Source organism: Pseudomonas fluorescens (genome assembly GCF_041354075.1).
GTDB classification, from domain to species: Bacteria; Pseudomonadota; Gammaproteobacteria; order Pseudomonadales; family Pseudomonadaceae; genus Aquipseudomonas; species Aquipseudomonas fluorescens_CE.
In genome coordinates this window covers 1-13,427 of the sequence record NZ_JARZGC010000001.1, presented here as the reverse complement: position 1 = coordinate 13,427, position 13,427 = coordinate 1, and the positions used below count along the sequence as shown (strand labels likewise).

Annotated in this window: 14 protein-coding genes and 1 tRNA gene; 5 read left to right on the top strand and 10 right to left on the bottom strand. The window is 60.0% G+C overall.

Annotation, left to right across the window (positions count from 1 at the left end):
• The 4 genes from QIW53_RS00075 to QIW53_RS00060 all read right to left on the bottom strand — a co-directional run bounded on the left by QIW53_RS00075 (window position 1) and on the right by QIW53_RS00060 (window position 4,277).
• Window positions 1-978 (bottom strand): ABC transporter permease, encoded by a 978-nt coding sequence (locus QIW53_RS00075; protein WP_371047685.1) that lies wholly within the window; start codon window positions 976-978, stop codon window positions 1-3.
• Complete coding sequence (locus QIW53_RS00070; protein ID WP_371047684.1) at window positions 975-2,528, bottom strand: sugar ABC transporter ATP-binding protein; 1,554 nt, start codon at window positions 2,526-2,528, stop codon at window positions 975-977. Before QIW53_RS00070 ends, QIW53_RS00075 begins: the two co-directional genes overlap by 4 nt.
• 55 nt (window positions 2,529-2,583) lie before the next feature.
• Complete coding sequence (locus QIW53_RS00065; RefSeq protein WP_371047683.1) at window positions 2,584-3,540, bottom strand: sugar ABC transporter substrate-binding protein; 957 nt, start codon at window positions 3,538-3,540, stop codon at window positions 2,584-2,586.
• A gap of 287 nt (window positions 3,541-3,827) precedes the next feature.
• Window positions 3,828-4,277, bottom strand: coding sequence for a hypothetical protein (locus QIW53_RS00060; protein ID WP_371047682.1), 450 nt, complete (start codon window positions 4,275-4,277; stop codon window positions 3,828-3,830).
• Between the two features lie 170 nt (window positions 4,278-4,447).
• Between QIW53_RS00060 and QIW53_RS00055 the strand changes: the two genes are divergently transcribed.
• The gene (locus QIW53_RS00055; protein WP_371047681.1) at window positions 4,448-4,738 is read left to right on the top strand and encodes a DUF1654 domain-containing protein; all 291 of its coding nucleotides are present in this window, start codon (window positions 4,448-4,450) and stop codon (window positions 4,736-4,738) included.
• Window positions 4,739-4,742: 4 nt separating this feature from the next.
• Window positions 4,743-5,432 (top strand): endonuclease, encoded by a 690-nt coding sequence (locus QIW53_RS00050; RefSeq protein WP_371047680.1) that lies wholly within the window; start codon window positions 4,743-4,745, stop codon window positions 5,430-5,432.
• 103 nt (window positions 5,433-5,535) lie between these two features.
• Here the strand turns inward: QIW53_RS00050 and QIW53_RS00045 are convergent, their stop codons facing one another.
• Window positions 5,536-5,901, bottom strand: coding sequence for an SPOR domain-containing protein (locus tag QIW53_RS00045; RefSeq protein ID WP_371047678.1), 366 nt, complete (start codon window positions 5,899-5,901; stop codon window positions 5,536-5,538).
• A 250-nt stretch (window positions 5,902-6,151) separates the two neighbouring features.
• Between QIW53_RS00045 and csrA the strand changes: the two genes are divergently transcribed.
• Complete coding sequence (gene csrA / locus QIW53_RS00040) at window positions 6,152-6,343, top strand: carbon storage regulator CsrA (protein WP_371047676.1); 192 nt, start codon at window positions 6,152-6,154, stop codon at window positions 6,341-6,343.
• A gap of 110 nt (window positions 6,344-6,453) precedes the next feature.
• On the opposite strand, the gene QIW53_RS00035 is transcribed toward csrA, so the two are convergent.
• Complete coding sequence (locus tag QIW53_RS00035; RefSeq protein ID WP_371047674.1) at window positions 6,454-6,909, bottom strand: DUF2214 family protein; 456 nt, start codon at window positions 6,907-6,909, stop codon at window positions 6,454-6,456.
• 219 nt (window positions 6,910-7,128) lie between these two features.
• Between QIW53_RS00035 and QIW53_RS00030 the strand changes: the two genes are divergently transcribed.
• Window positions 7,129-7,413 carry a hypothetical protein gene (locus tag QIW53_RS00030; RefSeq protein ID WP_371047672.1) on the top strand — a complete coding sequence of 95 codons (285 nt, stop codon included), beginning with the start codon at window positions 7,129-7,131 and terminating at the stop codon, window positions 7,411-7,413.
• Window positions 7,414-7,518: 105 nt separating this feature from the next.
• On the opposite strand, the gene QIW53_RS00025 is transcribed toward QIW53_RS00030, so the two are convergent.
• Window positions 7,519-7,595: transfer RNA gene (locus tag QIW53_RS00025), tRNA-Val, on the bottom strand.
• Between the two features lie 183 nt (window positions 7,596-7,778).
• Between QIW53_RS00025 and QIW53_RS00020 the strand changes: the two genes are divergently transcribed.
• Window positions 7,779-9,062, top strand: coding sequence for an NAD(P)/FAD-dependent oxidoreductase (locus QIW53_RS00020; protein ID WP_371047670.1), 1,284 nt, complete (start codon window positions 7,779-7,781; stop codon window positions 9,060-9,062).
• A gap of 111 nt (window positions 9,063-9,173) precedes the next feature.
• Here the strand turns inward: QIW53_RS00020 and QIW53_RS00015 are convergent, their stop codons facing one another.
• The 3 genes from QIW53_RS00015 to QIW53_RS00005 form a co-directional block, all read right to left on the bottom strand.
• On the bottom strand, window positions 9,174-11,585 hold the full coding sequence (locus QIW53_RS00015) for a TonB-dependent siderophore receptor (protein WP_371047669.1): 2,412 nt from the start codon (window positions 11,583-11,585) through the stop codon (window positions 9,174-9,176).
• Window positions 11,586-11,651: 66 nt separating this feature from the next.
• Window positions 11,652-12,590: a FecR domain-containing protein gene (locus QIW53_RS00010; protein WP_371047668.1), complete on the bottom strand. Its 939-nt coding sequence runs from the start codon at window positions 12,588-12,590 to the stop codon at window positions 11,652-11,654.
• Entirely contained in the window at window positions 12,587-13,096 is a 510-nt protein-coding gene (locus QIW53_RS00005; protein WP_371047666.1) for a sigma-70 family RNA polymerase sigma factor, read from the bottom strand. Before QIW53_RS00005 ends, QIW53_RS00010 begins: the two co-directional genes overlap by 4 nt.
• Between the last annotated feature and the right edge of the window lie 331 nt (window positions 13,097-13,427).

The window sequence follows — 13,427 nt, the reverse complement described above, 5'->3', positions numbered from 1 at the left end:
TCAGGTCCGCCGACTTGCGCGCTGACTGCGGTAGGTGTCCAGCACCACGGCTACGACAATGACCGCACCGGTGATGATGCGCTTGGTCGGCTCCGTCGCGCCGATCTGCGCCAAGCCGGCGGCCAGCACGGAAATGATCAGGACCCCGAAAAACGTGCTGATGACCGAGCCGCGCCCGCCCATCAGGCTGGTTCCGCCGATCACCACTGCCGCGATCACTTGCAGCTCCAGGCCGGCACCGGCATTCGGGTCCGCCGCTTCCAGACGGGAAATCTGGAACAGCGCCGCGATACCGGCCAGCAGCCCCATCAGACTGAACACCAGAATCTTGTAGGGTTTTGGATTGATCCCCGCCAGACGCACCGCCTCTTCATTGGTGCCGATGCCGATCAGGTAACGGCCGAATACCGTGCGGGTCAAGACGGCCTGGGCAATGAAGATGATCAGCAAGGCAATGATGAATGAGGGCGAGATACCGAAGGCGATCGGATTGGACAGCCAGGCGAAGGCATCGCCGATGTAGGCCGTGCGCGAGCCGGTCATCTGGTACGCCACGCCACGGGCCATCTCCAGCACACCAAGGGACACAATGAACGACGGGATTCGCCACGCTACGGTGATCGAACCGGTGATGGTCCCGGCCAATGCGGCAGCCGCCATGCCGAGGAGCGCGGCCGGCAGCACGCTCCAGCCCCAGCCGAGAATGGCTACGCTGACCGTCGATGCCGCCAGCGCCAACACCGACCCCACCGACAGGTCGATGCCACCGATAATCAGCACGAAGGTCATGCCGACTGCCAGCACCATCAGGTCCGGGATCTGGTTGGCCAGGGTGCTGAAGGTGTCATAGGACAGGAAGTGGCTGCTCAGGATCGAGAACAGCACGACCATCGCCAACAAGGCACCGGCCAGGCCCAGGTAAGTGCCGAGGCCATAGAAATTGCCGCTACGTTTGCCGGCAGGCGTTGCAGTTTTCATGGAAGATCCCTAGGCGCTGCCTCATTGAGCAACGCATCACGTTTTTGGTAGCCGGCAAAAGCGGCGGCAAGCAAGTCATCCTGGGTCCAGCTGTCGCGCTCGAACGTCTCGATCAGGCGTCCTGCCGACAATACGCCGATGCGGTCGCAGATCAGCATCAGCTCGCGCAAGTCACTCGACACCACCACCAGGGCCTTGCCCTGGCGGGTCAGTTCACCGAGCAGTGCATAGATGTCGAACTTGGCGCCGACATCGATGCCGCGTGTCGGCTCGTCGAACAGCATCACCGAGCAATCGCGCTCCAGCCAACGGCCAATCACGACCTTCTGCTGGTTACCGCCGGACAGTTCCGACACCAATTGCGTCGGGCTGGAACTGCGGATGCGCATGGCGTCGATCTGACGCCGGGCCAGCGACATTTCCTCGCCGTTGTTGACGAAACCGGCGCTGGAGATTTCCGCCATATTGCCCAGGGCAATGTTCGCGCCGATCGATTGAGTCAACAGCAAACCTTCGCCCTTGCGGTCTTCGGTAATCAGCGCGATGCCCTGTGCAACGGCATCCGCCGGCGAGCGAATCGTTGCGACCTGCGCCGGTGAGCCCAGCGCCACCGTGCCGCTGTCTGGCGTATCGGCGCCGAAGATCAGGCGAAGCAGTTCGGTGCGCCCTGCCCCGATCAAACCGGAAATGCCGAAGATCTCACCGGCGCGCACTTCAAAGGACACGTCGCGCACCTTGTCGGCACGGGTCAGCCCCTTGACCGTCAACGCCGGGGCACCGAGGGTGCGCGGCCCCATGTCGATGTGCTCGCCGAGTTCGCGACCCACCATCAGGGTGACCAATTGATCACTGTTGTAGTTGGCCATCGGCTCGACGCAAACCAGGTTGCCGTCGCGCAATACCGCAATGCGCTGCGCCACTCGCGCCAGTTCTTCGAGTCGGTGGGAGATGTAAATGATCGACACCCCCCGAGCCTGCAGGCGTGTGATCTGCTCGAAGAGCATTTCGACTTCACGGGCCGTCAGCATCGCGGTCGGTTCATCGAGAATCAACACATGGCAATCGCCAATCAGGTTGCGGGCGATCTCCACCATTTGCTGGTGACCGATGCCCAGTTCACCGACCAGCGTGTCCGGGTCAATCGCATCGAGACCGACCTGGGCCATGGCTTCGATCGCTGCCTTGCGCAATTGCTTGCGACTGATCCAGCCAGCGTTGCTGGGCAGATTGTCGAGAAACAGGTTTTCCGCCACAGACAGGGTCGGCAGCAGATTGAGTTCTTGCATGACCATGCGGATGCCCAGCTCTTCGGCCTGGGTGCGGCTGCCGGGACGGTAATCCTGCCCCTGGAATTGCATCTGGCCGGTGGTCGGCGTGACCAGTCCGCCGATGATTTTCGACAGCGTGCTTTTGCCGGCGCCATTCTCGCCGGTCAGTGCCAGCACCTCGCCGCGCATCAGCGTCAGGTCGATTCCAGTGAGGACAGGTTGCGCATACGTCTTGCCGATACCGCTGACCGAGAGGACAGCGTTCGGGGCGGAAACTGACATAAGAATCTCCATGCGCTCGCCCGGGCGGGCGAGCACCGTTGTGTCACCTGAAGGATTACTGGGTGACCAGCTCGACCGGCGTTTCGATGACGCCGTTGGCGCCGCTGTCGACTTTCTCACCCTTGATGATCTTCAGCGCCGTCTCGATACCGAACACGGCCTGCCTGGCGGCAAACTGGTCAGCCGTGGCGAGGACGCGACCGTCCTTGAGCATCGGCTTGATCGCGTTGATATTGTCGTAACCGACCACCTGCACCTTGCCGGCCTTGCCTGCGGCTCGCACCGCAGACACCGCGCCGACCGCCATGCTGTCGTTGCCGGCCAGCAGGGCCTTGAGATTCGGGTACTCACTGAGCATGGAGGAGGCGACCTGGTTGCCCTTGTTGATTTCCCAATCGCCGGACTGCAGGGACACGACCTTGATCTGCGCCGCTTCCATTGCATCCTTGAAGCCTGCGGTGCGGGCCTGGGCATTGGTGGTCGTGGAAACACCTTCGATGATGCCGACTTCATCACCGGCCTTCAGTTGCTTGGCCAGGTACTCGCCCACCAGGCGCGCACCCTTGCGGTTGTCCGGACCTACGAACGGAACCGTGATGTTCTTGCTTTTGAGGACCGCGGCGTCCAGCTGGTTATCGATGTTGACCACCGTGATGCCGGCATCTACCGCTTTTTTGATCACGGGCACCATGGCCTTCGAATCGGCCGGGGCGATGACCAGTGCATTGACTTTGGAGACGATCATCTGCTCGACGATACGGATCTGGTTGGCCGTATCCGTTTCGTCCTTTATGCCGTTGGAGATCAGCTCGAAATCGCCGGAGTGTTCTTTCTGGTAGGCCTTGGCGCCGTCTTCCATGGTCAGGAAGAACTCATTGGCCAGAGACTTCATGACCAACGCGACTTTAGGTTTTTCAGGGGTTTCGGCGAAAGCCGAAGAGACAGGCAGCGCGGTGGATGCGGCAGCCAGAATAGCGACAGCAAGAAGACGTCCAGCGAATGGCAGCTTCATGGGTTCACTCCGATCTTATGATTGTTCTGAGCAACGCTTGCGCTGTTGTAAACTTCACCGCTGCCATCGAAAGAACGACAATCGGCGGAGCCTCGCAAACGTTTGCGAAGTCCGAACTATGAGAATCTCGGTGTGATTTGTCAACGGCTGGAAAGCTGCCGGGTGTGTCAGCACCCGTGCGGTGCCCTGAACAATGCGACAGCTGCCCCGTCGTAGTGACTTGTCAACGGCTGGAAAGCTGCCGGGTGTGTCAGCGCCTGCGCTACGCCCTGAACTCGGGTCAGGAGTTACACCGTAGTGCTGACGACACTTCCCGTACCGGATACCTTCGCCAGTTCCTTGAACAGGTTTGCCGTGACCTGGGCCAACGCGCCGTTGGTGTCGGCGATCTGCCCCTGGATCGCCATGACGGCCGCTTCCTTGGCTTCCGGTGTCGGGTAGGCAGCCGCCTGTGCCGCTGCCAGTTGTTGCTGCTGCTCACGCAATTGCTGCTGCAATTCCTGCATGCGCTTGAGCAGCATTTTCACCGCGATGCTCTGGTTGCTGCCAGCTTCCGACTTCCCCGTCTCGGCTGGACCGCCGCCCGTTCTGACCTGGTCGCCGTCGCCCTTGTCCTCACCCCCCAACGCCAGCGTCGACGCCTCGGCGGTCGATTGACTCAAGGTGTTGATCGTCTCCGAGGATTTACCACCGATGGTGACAGCGCTCGCATTGGGGAAGCCGACTGACAATGACATGTGAACTCCTGAAAAGAAAATCCTTGGAAGGTCATCGACCCGAGAACCGGAATCTTTAGCGATGAGCCAGGCGCCTGCCTGCGCCGAGCGCTAAAAAAATCCAGGCGTCCTACACAAAAAGGCAAAAACTGCTGTCAGAGGATTTTCTTGAATTTTAAGCAGTTGCGAAAATGCTTACGGTTAAATACTGTATGCACGTACAGCTTGATAAGGATAATTCCGTGGCCACCACCTCCGCTTCTCCTGACACCTATCAGCGCATGGGTCTGCGCGTTCAGAAAATCATCAACTCCCCCACCGCCCAGAAAGCCAGGGCGGCCTTGATCTTTCGTCTTCCGGATGAACCCGAGAGTGAGTGGGAGCAATTGCTCGAAGAAATCGACGAGAACGATAACGTCACCCTCGCCTACCGCGACGACGGCGGCGTGCAGATTTTCTGGGTTGTGCCGAAGGAAGACTGAGTCGATGAGTGTCCGCTGGTTTGTGTTACTGCTGCTGTTTTGTGCGATGGGCGCCCAGGCAGACGCCCCACGCACTTTCAATGAAGCCAAGAAAGTCGCCTGGAAACTGTATGCCCCGCAGTCCACCGAGTTCTACTGCGGGTGCAAATACACCGGCAACAAGGTGAATCTCTCCGCCTGCGGTTACGTGCCACGCAAGAATGCCAAGCGCGCCTCGCGCATCGAGTGGGAGCACATCGTCCCCGCCTGGCAAATCGGTCACCAGCGCCAGTGCTGGCAGGAAGGTGGACGCAAGAACTGCACTCGCTACGACCCGACTTACCAGAAGGCCGAAGCCGACCTGCATAACCTGGTGCCGAGCATTGGTGAGGTGAACGGTGACCGCAGCAACTTCAGCTTTGGCTGGTTGCCGGAGCAATCAGGTCAATACGGTTCGTGCCTGACTCAAATCGATTTCAAGGCAAAGAAGGTCATGCCTCGTCCGTCCATTCGCGGCATGATCGCCCGAACCTACTTCTACATGAGCAAGCAGTACGGCCTGCGCCTATCGAAGCAAGACCGGCAATTGTACGAAGCCTGGAACAAAACCTACCCGGTGCAAGCCTGGGAACGCCAACGCAACCAGAGCGTGGCCTGCGTCATGGGACGTGGCAATGAATTCGTCGGACCGGTCGACATGAAAGCCTGCGGTTAAACGCGACTGAAAAAAAGACCCCGGGCTGCATGCCCGGGGCCTTTTGTTGTTTTAAACACGATCCAGGCGCTCACTGTCTGCCCGGCCGCCAGCGTCATTTGCCTTACTGTGCCGCCGGGCGCTCGATGACCAGCACTTCGATGTTCTGTTTTTTCGCGCGAGTCAGCGCAGCACGCACCTCTTCCTGCTTGGCCTCAGCCTCGGCTTTGGAGCTGTAGGGCCCCATCAGGATACGGGTCTTGCCGTTTTCCTTGATCACATTGGCAATGAAGCTGTGCTCGATCAGCCAGCCACTCAGGTCGCTGACCGCCTGGGTTATTTCACCCCGGACCTCCAGATCCCATTGAGGAGCAGAAGCGTCTGCCGGCGCTGTGGCCGCTGTCGGTTGCGGCTTTGGCGCGTCAACACGCTTGCCTTCACCACATCCCGCCAATGCCAGTACCGCAATTACCAAGGCCATTTTGCGCACAACGCTTTCCTCTGAAGACTCAAAGCGGGGATTTTAACATTCATGACTACATCCCGAGCCCCACAAAATCGGCTGAAAACAACGAGAATGATGGATGCGGCCTCTGTATAGTTACGCCTTGGGAATTAATGCAGCATCTGCACGTCAGAAAGAGGCACCCAAACCGTGAGACTTCACACTAATCTATACATACCACCGACCTCTGCACTGTCCGAATCAGGTGCCCCACGAAGCAATCAAGGAGAAGACCATGCTGATACTCACCCGCAAAGTCGGTGAAAGCATTAACATTGGCGATAACATTACAATCACCATTTTGGGCGTAAGCGGCCAGCAAGTCAGAATCGGCATCAATGCCCCGAAGGACGTTGCCGTTCACCGTGAAGAAATTTATCAGCGCATTCAGGCTGGCCTGACCGCCCCGGACAAATCGCAGTCCTGAATTCTGCCGCAGTCAGTAGCCAGCCCGTTAGCCGCACAACGACGGCTGGCTAAAGATTTGCGTGTACCAATGCCTCACTCCCCGCTTCATACCTCCCGGTATCGCCCCGACTAGCCAAACGTGACGCCACGTGCCATACCCGTGGCCGCGACGACCATCAGCAAGACCAGCACCCCTTCGACATGACTGACCCTCGCAAACAGCGTGGCGCGCGCAGTGTCGATTGATGCACCACGGGCCAGCGCCACCCGCCATTTGATCAAGGTCGCCATCGGCGCCACTTCAAGCAGCAGGATGAGCACAAACAGTGTCATCTTGAGGTGGAACAGCGGCTGGTGCAGGTAATAATCCGTACCTTTTTCGTACCCGCCAAACGCGCGCATCCCACCCGTCACCAATAGCGCGAGGGCGGCAAGCCCCCACACGTTATCCGCAACCAGCACACTGCGAACCTCGCCCGTGCCGGCAGCCAAACGCCGCAGGTTCGTACCCCGCGCCAGTACTGCCCAAAGTCCCAGGCCGAATGCCAATAGGTGAAGCGCCGCTAAAAGCCAGTGAACAAGCATCGAGAAACTCCTGCCAGGGCACATGTCATTCAACCTGTCAGTAGTAGCTCATCAATTGCTGCATTGCATGACCCGACACCCCCCCTCGACCGGCGAAACCAATGGACCGGTTGAGCACTTCCCGAGCGAATAACAGCGTTCTCACGCAAATCCTCACAACGACACGCCTCGCAAATGATAATATTTCGCAACATGGAGACAGGCAGGTACACGCGGGTCATGAAGGAACGTTACGAGATCCATTTTGTGGTGAGCGGCTACAAGCAAGCCATCATCATCGAACGATCCAGCATGAGTGATCTTGAAGCCTGGAAAGCCGCTTTACTGCACCACGGAGAATGCGCAGGCACAACATTCAACATTCGGCTGATTTCCGAGGCCATCGACAGGGCTGAAGACCGCGGAATAAGGAAAGTGCGCTGGAACAAGGCCAGCCACACCATTGCCTGGAGTGAACGAGCGAAACTGGCGCGTAGCATAGTGGGCTTGAGAAGTATTGAGTGACGCTGTGCCAGGCACAAAAGATCGCGAGGCAGAAATGCCAGACAACAAAAAAGGGCCCACCTTTCGGTGAGCCCTTCCAGACCGCCCAGCAGAGCGGATTTTGTTTGGTAGGCGCGATTGGACTCGAACCAACGACCCCCACCATGTCAAGGTGGTGCTCTAACCAACTGAGCTACGTGCCTGCTGTGAGGCGGCATTCTACGGAATTCCGGAGGGGTGTCAACACCTTTTTTCACGCTAACCCTATGAATATGCAAAATATTTAATTTCGTTGCCGCCAGGAAGAATTTGCGATGGCTGGCGGTCGATTTTCAACTCGGGTAGGATCGCTGCACTCGTAAAATATATTAAACAGAGGCAGCAGGATGGCGAACATTCCCTACCCAGAGTCCTATTACGCGGCATCGGCCAACGCAGCTCCTTCACGCCCGTCCCTGCAGGGCGAAGTCGAAACGGATGTCTGCGTGATCGGCGCGGGTTACACAGGCCTGTCCTCTGCCCTGTTCCTGCTGGAGAACGGTTTCAAGGTCACGGTGCTGGAGGCGGCGAAGGTCGGTTTCGGCGCATCAGGGCGCAACGGCGGCCAGATCGTCAACAGCTACAGTCGCGATATCGACGTGATCGAACGCACGGTCGGTCCCAGGCAGGCGCAGTTACTGGGGCAGATGGCGTTCGAGGGCGGGCGGATCATTCGTGAACGAGTCGCCAAATATAATATTCAGTGCGACCTGAAGGATGGCGGCGTGTTTGCCGCGATGACCGACAAGCAGATGGGCCATCTGGAATCGCAGAAGCGTCTGTGGGAACGCTTTGGGCACACACAGCTCGAGTTGATGGATCAAAGCCGTATCCGTGAAGTGGTGAACTGTGAGCAGTACGTGGGCGGCATGCTCGACATGAGCGGCGGTCACATCCATCCCCTGAACCTGGCCCTGGGCGAAGCAGCAGCCGTCGAATCGCTGGGTGGCACAATCCACGAGCAATCGCCGGCGGTGCGCATCGAACGCGGCGCCAACCCGGTTGTGCACACCCTTGAAGGTCGGGTGCGGGCCAAGTTCATCATCGTTGCGGGCAATGCCTACCTCGGTAACCTGGTCCCGGAACTGGCCGCAAAATCGATGCCCTGCGGCACCCAGGTGATCACTACCGAACCTTTGAGTGATGAGCTGGCGCACAACCTGCTGCCCCAGGACTATTGCGTCGAAGACTGCAACTACCTGCTCGACTACTATCGGCTCAGCGGCGACAAGCGCCTGATTTTTGGTGGCGGCGTGGTCTATGGTGCGCGGGATCCCGCAAACATCGAGGCGATCATCCGGCCAAAGATGCTCAAGGCCTTTCCGCAGCTCAAGGACGTGAAGATCGATTACGCCTGGACCGGCAACTTCCTGTTGACCCTGTCGCGCCTGCCGCAAGTCGGGCGCCTGGGCGACAACATCTACTACTCCCAAGGCTGCAGCGGCCATGGCGTGACCTACACGCACCTGGCAGGCAAGGTGCTGGCCGAAGCGTTACGCGGTCAGGCCGAACGTTTCGATGCGTTTGCCGACCTGCCCCATTACCCCTTCCCCGGCGGACAATTGCTGCGCACACCGTTTGCGGCGTTGGGTGCGTGGTATTACGGGCTGCGGGATAAGTTGGGGTTTTGAACGACGCTCAAGCCGCCTTCGCGGGCAAGCCCGCTCCTTGAGATCTCCAATGTGGGCATCCTGTAGGAGCGGGCTTGCCCACGAAGACGGCAAGTCAGTCAAACAAATCGATCAGAAATCCACGGTCGCGGACAGCAGATAAGTCCGAGGCGTCGCGAGCGTCAGCCCGGGCTCACTGTCATCCGAAGCCCCGGCCGAGCTCCAGTAACGTTTGTCCGCGACGTTCTCGATGTTGGCCCGCAGCGTGATGTTCTTTTCCTGGACCTTGAACGCGTAACGCGCGCCCACGTCGAAGCGCTCCCAGGAATCGATTTCCTTGACGTTGGACTGATCCAGGTACTGCGAGCTGGAATAGATACCCCGGCTGGTCAACGTCAGCCCTTCGACGGTCGGCACGTCCCACTCGGCGCCAAGGTTGACGTTGAACTTCGGCGTGGCCGGGGCCCGGTTGCCATCGAAGGTGCCGTTGGTGGTGTTGGTCAGCTCGCTGTCGATGTACATCACGCCGCCGAGCAGGCGAAACCCTTTGAGCGGTTCACCAAACACACTCAGCTCCACACCGTCGTTCTGACGCTTGCCGTTAGGCCCGAACACCCGCGTCGTGGCGTTGGTTTCATAGGCGGGCTGCTTGATGCGGAATACCGCAGCGGTGACGGCGAACGGGCCGGCATCATACTTGGCGCCGACCTCGACCTGGCGACTGATGAAGGGCGGGAAAATTTCGTCCTCGTTGATCGAAGTCGACGGCGCAATCTTGCCCTGGCTCAGGCCCTCCATGTAGTTGGCGTACAGCGAAAGCTTGTCAGTCGCCTTGAACAGAATCCCGCCCGAGGGTGAGACCTTTTCCTCATCGTAAGCGGTGTCGCCTTTGACGTTATCAGTCCAGTCGTCAACCTTCACCCGCTGCCACCGTGCCCCCAGGGTCAGCAACAGACGATCATCGAAGAAGCCCAGGGTGTCGGACAGCGCCACGCCGCTGAAGCGGTTTTCGGTGTAGACCTTCGAATCCAACCGCGTGGGGCGCACAGGCGTGGGCGTGACCACGGGGTTGTAGAGGTTGCTGTTGGCCGCCGCATAGCGAGCACCACCGTTTTCGAAATCCATGTAGAAATAGCTGGCCGCCAGATTCACCTCATGGCTCACCGAACCGGTGTGGAACCAGTTACGCACGCCGGCCGTGGCCGTGCGGACATTTTCGTCGCGGGTGAAATCTCGCGGCTGAACGCTGAAATCCCCCCGGTTGTTGGTCACTGAAACGGCGTGCCGGAGAAAGTCATGATTGCTTTTACGCGCGCCCGCCGCCGCGTACAGCATGAGCGAATCACTGACATCGAACTCGCCGGTCACCGTACCAAAGGTGTCGTTGGTGCTGGCCTTGCTCCACGGCTGCGCGTAGTTGCGGTGCACAGCGTTGGCGCTCGGCACTTGCGCATTGGCACCGACCTGCACACGCTCCTGCGGCGCATCGGTGTCACGCTCGGTACGCCCCAGGTCGGTGGACAGCCGCAAGCGCTCACCGCGAAAATCCAGGCCCAGGACGGCCATCTCGCGATCGACATTCTGATGATCCCATTCGGTGTCCCCCGACTGCTTCACACCATTGAAACGCAGACCGAACTTGTTGTCTTCGCCGAAACGCCGACCGACGTCCACCGCACCGCCGACCTGACTGTCGGAGGCATAGTTACCGGTGAACGAGGTGATGGGCTGGTCGGTGGCGCGCTTGGGTTCGACGTTGATCCCGCCGCCCACGGCGCCCCGCGGGGATATGCCGTTGATCAACTGGCTCGGACCCTTGATGATGTCGACGCGCTCGGCCATCTCCATGTCGATGGCGTACGTCGGCAGTACGCCGTAGAGCCCGTTGTAGGCGACATCGCTGTTGAACAGGCTGAAACCGCGAATGGTGAACTGCTCGTAGCGCCCACCCGCCGGGTTGGTGGCACGGACCGAAGGATCGCTGGAAATCAGGTCACCGAGGGTGCGCGCCTGCTGGTTCTTGACCACCTCACTGGTGTAGGTCGTCATGCTGAAAGGCGTTTCCATGAAGTCTTTCGAGCCCAGCAGCCCTTGAGACCCGCGGCGCGCGACCTGGCCGCCGGCAAACACCTCAGCACCAGCCCCGCCGGTGGCCCCGAGAATCGAGGTCGGCGCCAGCTGCAGGCTGCTGCCTTCCGGCGCAGGGGTGAGGATATACGCCTGCTCGCCCACCGATTGCAGTTGCAGGCCGGAACCCTGCAACAGTCGGGCGAAGCCCTCCTCGACCCCGTACTGGCCAGACAACCCGGCACTGCTGCGCCCGCTCACCAGCGCCGGATCGACCGAGAGGTTGACGCCCGCCAGACCGGCGAAACGGGTCAGCGCATCACCGAGACTGCCGGCAGGTACCTGGAACTGGCGCCGCGCACCATCATCAGCCCAGGCCGGGCTTACCCACAATGGACTGGCACTCAGCCCCAACATCAGCCCCAAATGCAACAACGGAGCCGAAAAACCCGGACGACGGTTACGAACTGCACGCATTGGAATTGCTCTCTTGATCATTCACATGCCTTGAATGACAAGCGAGTCGAAAAAAGGGGACAGGCTTTACGCACTATTTTTGCGTGGCACCAAGGTGACCCAGTAGCGGGTCCGGGATTGCACCTCCAGCGGCAGGCTGGCCGCCAACAGCGCGAGCACCCGGTCGGTGTCGTCGAGCAGGAAACTGCCGGTGACCCGCAGGTTTTCCAGCGCCGGCTCCCAGCGCAGGATTCCCGGCCTGTACAGACCGAGTTCGCGCAGGAAATCACCCAGCGGCTGGTTGCTCGCCATCAACACGCCTTCGCGCCACCCCGGCGCGCCCGTATCGAAAGGTGCAACCGCACCGGCACCGGCCTCGCCGAGGCTGACCTGTTGGCCGGCGCGCAACGCCAGTGGCGCCCCCTGCAAGGGCTGCAACTGAACGAAACCATTGAACACCGCCACGCGACAACCGCGTGAGTCCTGACGCACGCAGACTTCGCCTTGACTGACGACAACGCTGCCGAATCGGGTCTCGATGGTCATGGGTACCGAACCCGGCACCTTCAGCGACAATTCGCCCTCGACCAGCCTTACCCGGCGCCTGTCCACATCGACGGCACTGGCGGTATTGAGTTGCAGTAGATTGCCCTCGGCCAACTGCACCTTCCTGCGCTCGCCGGTAGCGGTGTGCAGATCGGCACGCCAGACGTCCAGCGGCAGTTGTCGGCTGATCAACCACGCCGCGGGCACGAGTGCCACGGCCCCCAGTGCGCGCTTGAGCACCACCCGGCGCCCGGGGTCGGGACGATCCAGGCTGCTCAACGCAAGCGCCGACGGCAGATCGGAGAAGCGCTGGCGCAGGGCTTGCGCCTTCTGCCAGGCCTGCTCATGGGTCATATTGGCTTCGCGCCAGCGCTGCAGATTAGCGCGGTCCTGTTCGTTGGCGCTTCCCGACTCCAGGAGCGCCAGCCATTGCGCCGCAGAACGCACGGCCTGACGTGGATCGACCGCCTGACTGTTCACAGGTCCACCAACAGGCAATGCTCATAAGCCTGCGCCATGTAGCGCTTGATCGTCCGCTCGGACACCTGCAGGCGCTCGGCAATCTGCTGATAGGTCAAACCTTCCAGCTGGCTCCAGAGAAACGCCCGGCGCACGGCCCTCGGGAGACCATCGAGCAGCTCATCCAGCGCCTGCAGGGTTTCCAGCAGCAGCCAGCGCTGTTCCGGGGATGGCGCGCATTCTTCAGGCAGCGACGCCAGTGCAGCCAGGTAAGCCTGCTCAAGGCTGCGACGTTGGTAGAAATTGCTCAGCAGGCGTTTGCCTACCGTCAGCAGGTAGGCCCGGGGTTCCTGCAGATCGGCGATCCGCTGGGAGCTGGAGAGTACGCGCAGGAATGTATCCTGACTCAGGTCCGCGGCATCACAGCCGTTACCCAGGCGCCGTCTCAACCAGCCTTCCAACCAGCCACGGTGATCGCGGTACAGGTCGTTAAGGGTTTGCTCCTGCGGCATCGCTGCATCACTCATTTCAAGAAGCCCTGGCCCGAAGAGTTTTCGTAAATGAGAGTGATTCTAATTAATGATGATGCGTTGAACCAAGCCTTTTATACAGCGAATGTGCAGAAAGGCCGCATGGATCAAACAAGGAGGGGATTAAACAGCCAAATTTCAGACACAAAAAACCCCGGTCTTTCGACCAGGGTCTTTGCTATCGATCCGAAGTAAACGCTGAAATTCAGCGGCCTTCGTAGCACCAAGGCGTTCAGTGGGCCTTGAGGCAGATATGGCGCAGCGGACGGGACTCGAACCCGCGACCCCCGGCGTGACAGGCCGGTATTCTAACCGACTGAACTACCGC

Coding starts and splice junctions, on each gene's coding strand:
- QIW53_RS00055 (WP_371047681.1), top strand. CDS start 4,448: ATGCTTACGGTTAAATACTGTATGCACGTACAGCTTGATAAGGATAAT.
- QIW53_RS00065 (WP_371047683.1), bottom strand. CDS start 3,540: ATGAAGCTGCCATTCGCTGGACGTCTTCTTGCTGTCGCTATTCTGGCT.
- csrA (WP_371047676.1), top strand. CDS start 6,152: ATGCTGATACTCACCCGCAAAGTCGGTGAAAGCATTAACATTGGCGAT.
- QIW53_RS00030 (WP_371047672.1), top strand. CDS start 7,129: ATGAAGGAACGTTACGAGATCCATTTTGTGGTGAGCGGCTACAAGCAA.
- QIW53_RS00060 (WP_371047682.1), bottom strand. CDS start 4,277: ATGTCATTGTCAGTCGGCTTCCCCAATGCGAGCGCTGTCACCATCGGT.
- QIW53_RS00015 (WP_371047669.1), bottom strand. CDS start 11,585: ATGCGTGCAGTTCGTAACCGTCGTCCGGGTTTTTCGGCTCCGTTGTTG.
- QIW53_RS00005 (WP_371047666.1), bottom strand. CDS start 13,096: ATGAGTGATGCAGCGATGCCGCAGGAGCAAACCCTTAACGACCTGTAC.
- QIW53_RS00075 (WP_371047685.1), bottom strand. CDS start 978: ATGAAAACTGCAACGCCTGCCGGCAAACGTAGCGGCAATTTCTATGGC.
- QIW53_RS00020 (WP_371047670.1), top strand. CDS start 7,779: ATGGCGAACATTCCCTACCCAGAGTCCTATTACGCGGCATCGGCCAAC.
- QIW53_RS00070 (WP_371047684.1), bottom strand. CDS start 2,528: ATGTCAGTTTCCGCCCCGAACGCTGTCCTCTCGGTCAGCGGTATCGGC.
- QIW53_RS00035 (WP_371047674.1), bottom strand. CDS start 6,909: ATGCTTGTTCACTGGCTTTTAGCGGCGCTTCACCTATTGGCATTCGGC.
- QIW53_RS00050 (WP_371047680.1), top strand. CDS start 4,743: ATGAGTGTCCGCTGGTTTGTGTTACTGCTGCTGTTTTGTGCGATGGGC.